Genomic DNA, 7,482 nt, shown 5'->3' with positions numbered 1-7,482 from the left:
TACTCAAGTGGCTGAAGAGGCGCCCCTGCTAAGGGCGTAGGTCGGGCAACTGGCGCCCGGGTTCAAATCCCGGATTCTCCGCCATAAACATCTAACTTATGTTAGATGTTTTTTTTATATTTTAAATTAATTATGAAACAATAAAAGCTGTACCGATATTAATATTGGTGCAGCTTATTTAATTATATGTTAGATAAATTATGTAATTAGGATATAATTATAATAAATACAAGAAAATTTAGGAGTTTTATTATGGGAATTAGATTTATTTATGGGAGAGCCGGAAGTGGTAAAAGTAAGTTTTGTTTAGAACAAATAAAGAAAAAGATTGAGAACAATAAAGGTAATAAATTAATACTAATAGTTCCAGAACAATACACATTTCAAACAGAAAATAAACTACTTGATATAGCAACAGAAAAAGCTTTACTTAGAGCAGAAGTATTAAGTTTTAAAACTATGTGCAATAGAGTATTTGAGGAATGTGGAGGAAGAGTTCATCAAATAATGAAAGATGAAGGAAAGAGTATGCTTATATATAAGCTTCTTCAAGAGAAGGGTGATGATCTTAAGTACTTCAATAGAATATCAAAAAAGCAGGGATTTATAGAAATCTTGTCAAAAACACTAACTGAATTTAAAAAATATAATATTTCTCCGGAAATATTGTTAGAAGAATCAGATAGGTTAGAAGATGATGAATTAAAAGAAAAGCTTATAGATTTAAGTGAACTTTATAGTGAATACAATAAAAGAATAGAAAACAACGTAGTTGATGGTGATGATGAACTTACTATATTATCAAAAAAATTAAAGGATTGTACTATTTATGATGGTGCAGAAATTTGGATAGATGAATTTACAACATTCACTCCACAGCAACTTGATGTAATAAAGGAGTTAGCAGCTAAATCAAAGACAATTAATATAACATTATGTATGGATGGAGCTGTTAATACAAAGGCAAGTGAAGAGACAGATATATTTAATGCAATAAAGAACACAGAAAATAGAATAGTTAGACTTATGGAAGATAATAATATCGGATATTTAGAGCCAATAAATTTAAATAAAGAATATCCATATAGATTTAAAGATAGTGAAGAACTTAAACATATAGAAAAACATTTTTTCACATATCCTTTTAAAATATATAGTGGAAAAAATAAAGATGTCAGAGTCTATAAAGGCAATAATAGCTACGATGAAGTGGATATGGTAGCTAGAGATATTATTAGGTTAGTTAGAGATAATGGATATAGATACAAAGACATTTCAGTGGTATGTAGAGATATTAATATATATGAAAAAGTAATGTCAGTTATATTTGATCAATACGAAGTTCCATACTTTTTAGATAAGAAGATAGAAGTTTTAAGTAATCCGTTAGTTATTTTAATAATGTCTTCCTTTGAAGTGCTATTAAATAATTGGTCTTATGAAGCTGTATTTAAATATTTAAAAAGTGGGCTTATAAATATTGATAGAGAATATATAGATAGATTAGAAAATTATATTTTAGGTCACGGTTTAAAGGGATATAGATGGACTACAGAAGAAGTTAATGAAGGTTTCTTTGAAAGTGAAGATATAAATGAGAATCCAGAAGAATTGTTTATAAAAGAAATAATGGAAGAAGTAAGAGAGCCACTTATGGAATTCCATAAAAAAATTAAAGGTGAGAAGTCAGTGAAGGATATTTGCACTGCTATTTATGAGCTTCTTATAGATTTAGATGTATTTAATAAAATAGAAGAGTGGATAGAAACATTTAAAGAGCAAGGTTTTGAAGCTAAAGTTAGAGAGTATGAGCAAGTACCATCAATGGTTATTGAAATATTAGATCAAGCGGTAGATGTAATAGGAGAAGATAAACTGTCACCTAAAGAATTTTACAAAGTATTAAATGCAGGTTTTGAAAATAAAGAGATAGGTGTTATACCTGTAGCATTAGATCAAGTAAATATAGGAGATATAGCAAGAATAAAAGGTAGAGAAGTTAAAGCTTTATATATAGTTGGAGTAAATGATGGAGTACTACCAGCTGCAAGTAAGGATGAAGGTATATTGTCAGATAGAGATAGAGATATACTTAAAGATAATGGTGTAGAACTTGCGTCTACAACAAGAGCTAGAGCTTTTGAAGAGCAGTTTATGGTATACACTGCATTAACAATCCCAAGTAAATACTTAATGATAACTTATCCTATGGCAGATTTTGAAGGTAAGTCATTAAGACCATCAATTGTTATACCGAGAATAAAGAGAGTTTTAAACAATTTAAAAGAAGAAAGCGATATATTCAATTACGCAGAAAAGTATGATGAGTTTAATAAAGTTACAACTAAAACTCCAACATTTAATGAGCTTATATTAGCTCTTAGAAAACAAGTGGATAAAGAAGAGGTTAATGAATACTGGAGAGAAGTATATAGTTGGTATAGAAGTCATGAAGGATTTGAAGATAAGACTAATACAATATTCAAAGGAATAGATTATTCAAATACAGGAGATCAAATACCAAAGGATAAACTTCGAAAGCTTTATGAAAATGAAAATGGAAACTTAAGATTCAGTGTTTCAAGATTAGAGAAATATGCTGAATGTCCATTTTCTTACTTTGTTCAATATGGATTAAAGGCCAAAGATAGAAAGATATATGAATTCTCAGCACCGGATTTAGGTTCATTCATGCATGAGATATTAGATAAGTTTACTAATAAAGTTAAGGACGAAAAGATTTCATGGTCAGAGTTAAATCGAGAGAAGTGTAAGGAAATAGTATCAGAGCTTGTTGATGTTAAGCTTAAAGAAGAAAATAATTCAATATTAAATAGTACGAAGAGATATAAATATTTCACAGATAGATTTAAAAGAGTTATAACTAAATCTGTTTCAGTAATTTCAGAGCAAATGAGAAGAGGAGAATTTGAAATATTTAAAAATGAATTTGAATTTGGAGCAATGGATGGTGGAGAGCCTATAAAGATAGACTTACCTTCAGGAGAGAGAGTATACCTTACAGGAAGAATAGATAGAATAGATACTATTAATATGGACGGTAACACATATTTAAGAGTAATAGACTATAAGTCAGGGTCTAAAGAGTTTAGCTTAACTGAGCTTTATTATGGAATACAGATGCAGCTTTTAGTATATTTAGATGCTTTACTTAGAAATTCAGAGCATATTTTAAATACTGGAGCAGTTCCAGGGGCTATACTTTACTTTAAAATAGATGATCCAATTATAAAAAGTGGTAAGGAACTTGATGAAGAAGAAGTTCAAAATGAAGTTTTAAAGAAGCTTAAGATGAATGGATTACTACTTAAAGATGCAAAATTAATAAGAGCTATGGATAATACAATGGAGACTTACTCACTTATAATACCAGCAGCATTTAAAAAAGATGGAGATTTTTCTAAAACTAGTTCTGTTGCAACGGAAGAACAGTTCGATATTTTAAGAGAGTATGTAAATAAAAAAATGGTTGAACTTTGTACTGATATGCTTAGTGGAAAGATAAAAATACTTCCAACTAAAAATAATCAAAGGGTATATTGTGAGTATTGCGATTATTCAGCAGTTTGTCAGTTTGATACGAGTATAAAGGATAATAAATACAGACTAGTATTAAAGAAAAGTGATGATGATATTTGGAATAAAATAAATGTAGAAGTTAAAGGAGAGGGGGAAGTAGAATAATGGGAGAGACTAAATGGACGAAAGAACAACTTAAAGCGATAGAGACAAGACGTTGTAACCTTCTAGTTGCAGCGGCTGCAGGTTCAGGTAAAACAGCTGTATTAGTTGAAAGAATAATAAGAATAGTAACTGATGAGAAAAATCCAGTGGATATAGATAAGCTTTTAGTCGTTACATTCACAAGTGCGGCAGCAGCGGAAATGAGAGAAAGAATTGCATTTGCAATAACAAAAGCATTAGAAAGAAATCCTAGTTCTAAAAATCTTCAAAGGCAACTAACCCTTTTAAGTAGAGCTAATATAACTACTATGCATTCATTTTGTTTAGATGTAATAAAAAATAATTTTCATACTATAGATTTAGATCCAGCTTTTAGAATTGGAGATGAAACTGAAGGTACTCTTTTAAAAAATGAGATAATGGACGAATTATTTGAGGATATGTATGAAAAAGATGATATGGAATTCTTTAGTTTAGTTGAGGCTTATGCAGGAAGCAGAGATGATGAGAAGCTTAAAGAAATAATTTTAAACCTTTATAGATTTTCTATGAGTGGGCCTTGGCCTGAAAAGTGGCTTATAGATAAAGCTGAAGATTTTAATATAGAAACATTAGAGCAGTTAGATAAGACTATATGGGTTGATGTATTAAGAAGTGATATAAAGATGGAAGTAGATAGTTTTATAAACACATATTATAAAGCTATTGAAATAATAACGGCAACAGAAGGAATAGAGCCGTATTTAGATATGTATAATGATGAGTTATCTAACCTTATTGCACTTAAAGATACATTAGATTTAGGTCTTACAAATATATATGATAAGCTTTTTAGAGTATCTTTTGGAAGGCTTAAATCAATAAGAAAGACTAACGTAAGTGATCCTGATGCACAAGAACTTGTAAAATCAATAAGAGATCAAGTAAAAAAGAAAATAACAAAGCTTCAAGATGATGTATTCTCATTAAGTCCTGAAGAAATGCTAGAAGGAATTAAATCTACATATCCTTTTATGAAAAAATTAGCTTATGTAACTTTAGAGTTTTCTAAAAGGTTTAGCGATAGAAAAAAAGAAAAGAACATGTTAGATTTTAATGATTTAGAGCATCTTTGTTTAAAGATACTAATTAAAGAGTTTAATGGTTCCGAAGTAGTACCATCAAAGGTTTCAGAAAACTTTAGAGAATTTTTTGATGAAGTGTTAGTTGATGAATATCAAGATTCTAATAATGTTCAAGAAGCTATAATAGATCTTGTATCTAGAAAAAGCACTAATAATCCAAATGTATTTATGGTTGGGGATGTAAAGCAAAGTATTTATAGGTTTAGACAAGCAAAGCCAGAGCTATTTTTAGATAAATATAATAGATACTCAAGAACTGATGAAGGAAGTAATAGAGTAATTCAGCTTTATAAGAACTTTAGAAGTAGAGAAGAAGTTATTAATGGAGTTAATTACATATTTAAAGAGGTTATGTCTTTAAATGTTGGAGAACTTGAATACACGGATGATGAAGCTCTTAACTTAGGTGCTAGTTTTAAGGAATTAAAAGAAGCGGGAACTTACGCAGGTGGTGAAGTTGAACTTCATATATTAGATAAAAATACAGTAAGTAATGATGAAGAAGGCGAAGATGAAGAGGAGGATGTTGATTCAATAAATTTAGAAGCTAGAGTTGTTGCAAAGAGAATTAATGATCTTATGGCTCAAGCAAGTGAAGAAAAATTTAGAGTGTTAGATAAGGATACAGGAGTTTATAGACCTTTAAAGTATAAAGATATAGTTATTCTTCTAAGAGCAACTAAAAATTGGTCAGAAGTATTTTTAGATGAACTTGGACTATCAGGGATACCAGTGTATGCAGATACTGGTTCAGGGTATTTTGAGTCTATAGAGATTAGAACTATAATGTCACTTTTAAAAATAATAGATAATCCACTTCAAGATGTTCCTATGATTGCAGTGTTAAAATCTCCTTTCATTGGGTTTAATGCTGAAGAACTTGCAGATGTTAGAATAATTGATAAAAGTAAATATTTTTATGAAAATATACTTGAAATTGTAAGTGATGAGGTAGAAGTGGATGATGGATTAAAGAGGAAGTGCCAAAACTTCATTAACAGCTTAAATAAGTGGAGGGATAAATCAATATATACACCAATTGATGAATTTATATGGTATTTATATATGGATACATCTTATTATGGGTATGTTGGTGCTATGCCAAATGGGGTACTTAGACAGGCAAACTTAAAAGTATTATTCCAAAGGGCAAAACAATACGAAGAAACTAGTTTTAAAGGTCTATTTAATTTTATAAACTTTATAAATAAGTTAAGAAGATCATCAGGAGATATGGGAAGTGCTAAAATTCTTGGTGAAAATGAAGATGTTGTTAGAATTATGAGTATCCATAAAAGTAAGGGATTAGAATTCCCAGTTGTATTTTTAGCTGGAGCTGGAAAGCAATTTAATTTAATGGATTTAAATAATCCAATATTGCATCATGATGATTTAGGATTTGGACCATCATATATAGATTTAGAAAAAAGAATAAGTTATAGCACATTACCTAAGGAAGCTATAAAGAAAAAGATAAGACTTGAAACTCTTTCTGAGGAAATGAGAATACTATATGTTGCATTTACAAGAGCTAAAGAAAAGTTAATTATAACTGGTTCAACTAGAGACGTAGATAAAACTGTGGAAAAGTGGGTTCAATCTGCAACTGTGGAAAGTTCTAAAATTTCTCCAGCAGAAGTTCTTAAGGGAAAAAGTTACTTGGATTGGATTGGAATGGCCCTTTGTCAGCATAAAGATGGTGAAGTTCTTAGAGAAAGAATAGGAGCATCGAGCGAGATTGCGAAAGATGACTTATCCACATGGAAGGTTAAATTGTGGGATGGAGAAAATCTATTTGTGGAAAAAAATTTAGAGACTGTGGATGAAATTTCGATAGATGAAGAACTGTTTATAAATTCTAGGGCTGAAACTGTGGATAAAGAAATTGAAAGAAGACTTGGTTATAAATATAGATTTTTAGAGAGTACAACTTTAAAGAGTAATATTTCTGTTTCTGATTTAAAAAAATCAGCTTATGAGCCATCAGAGGAATATAGAGGAGAAAGCTTATTTAAGGAAAAGCCAGTTTTAAAACCTAGATTCCTTCAAGAAAAAAAAGGTCTTTCAGGAGCTGAAAGAGGAACTGCAATGCACTTTGTAATGCAAAAGATAGATTATGATAGAGTTAATTCTTTAGATGAAGTTAAGGAGCAACTTGAAGAAATGTTTAAAAATGAGCTTTTAACTAAAGATGAGTTTAAAGCTATAAGTTCATATAAAGTATTCAACTTCTTTAAAAGCGAACTTGGTTTGAATATTATAAAAGTATATAAAAGTGGAGGAATAATTTATAGAGAGCTTCCATTTTTCACAAAAATAAGTGCGCTTAAAGTTAAAGAGGGTCTTCCAATTGAATTTAAAGATGAGGAAGTAAGACTTCAAGGAGTTATTGATCTTTTCTTTGAATTAGACGGTGAAGTTATATTAGTTGACTATAAAACAGATTATATAGAAGATAATGTGGAAGAAGAAATGTATAGAAGATATAAAATACAACTTGACTATTACAGTGATGCAATAGAAAAGATAACAGGCAAGGTAGTAAACAGGAGATATTTATATTTATTCCACTTAGAGAAGGCAATAATAGTTTAAATTAAGGTTAAAAGTGTATAGAAGAGATTCTATGCACTTTTTTAATGATTTTTTATTA

At 29.7% G+C, this 7,482-nt stretch carries 2 protein-coding genes; both read left to right on the top strand.

Translation table 11 applies throughout. The annotated features are described in order from the left end of the window. The first annotated feature begins 252 nt into the window (after positions 1-252). Positions 253-3,705 (top strand): helicase-exonuclease AddAB subunit AddB, encoded by a 3,453-nt coding sequence (addB, locus tag RSF37_RS10605; RefSeq protein WP_332523670.1) that lies wholly within the window; start codon positions 253-255, stop codon positions 3,703-3,705. After that, complete coding sequence (gene addA / locus RSF37_RS10600) at positions 3,705-7,424, top strand: helicase-exonuclease AddAB subunit AddA (protein ID WP_332564367.1); 3,720 nt, start codon at positions 3,705-3,707, stop codon at positions 7,422-7,424. The genes addB and addA overlap by 1 nt, the downstream gene beginning before the upstream one ends. The last annotated feature ends 58 nt before the right edge of the window (positions 7,425-7,482 follow it).

Origin of the sequence: Clostridium sp. (assembly GCF_036643715.1) — a bacterium.
Taxonomy (GTDB): domain Bacteria; phylum Bacillota; class Clostridia; order Clostridiales; family Clostridiaceae; genus Clostridium.
Note: the sequence above shows the minus strand (reverse complement) of the source record. Positions and strands in the feature narration are given on the sequence as shown.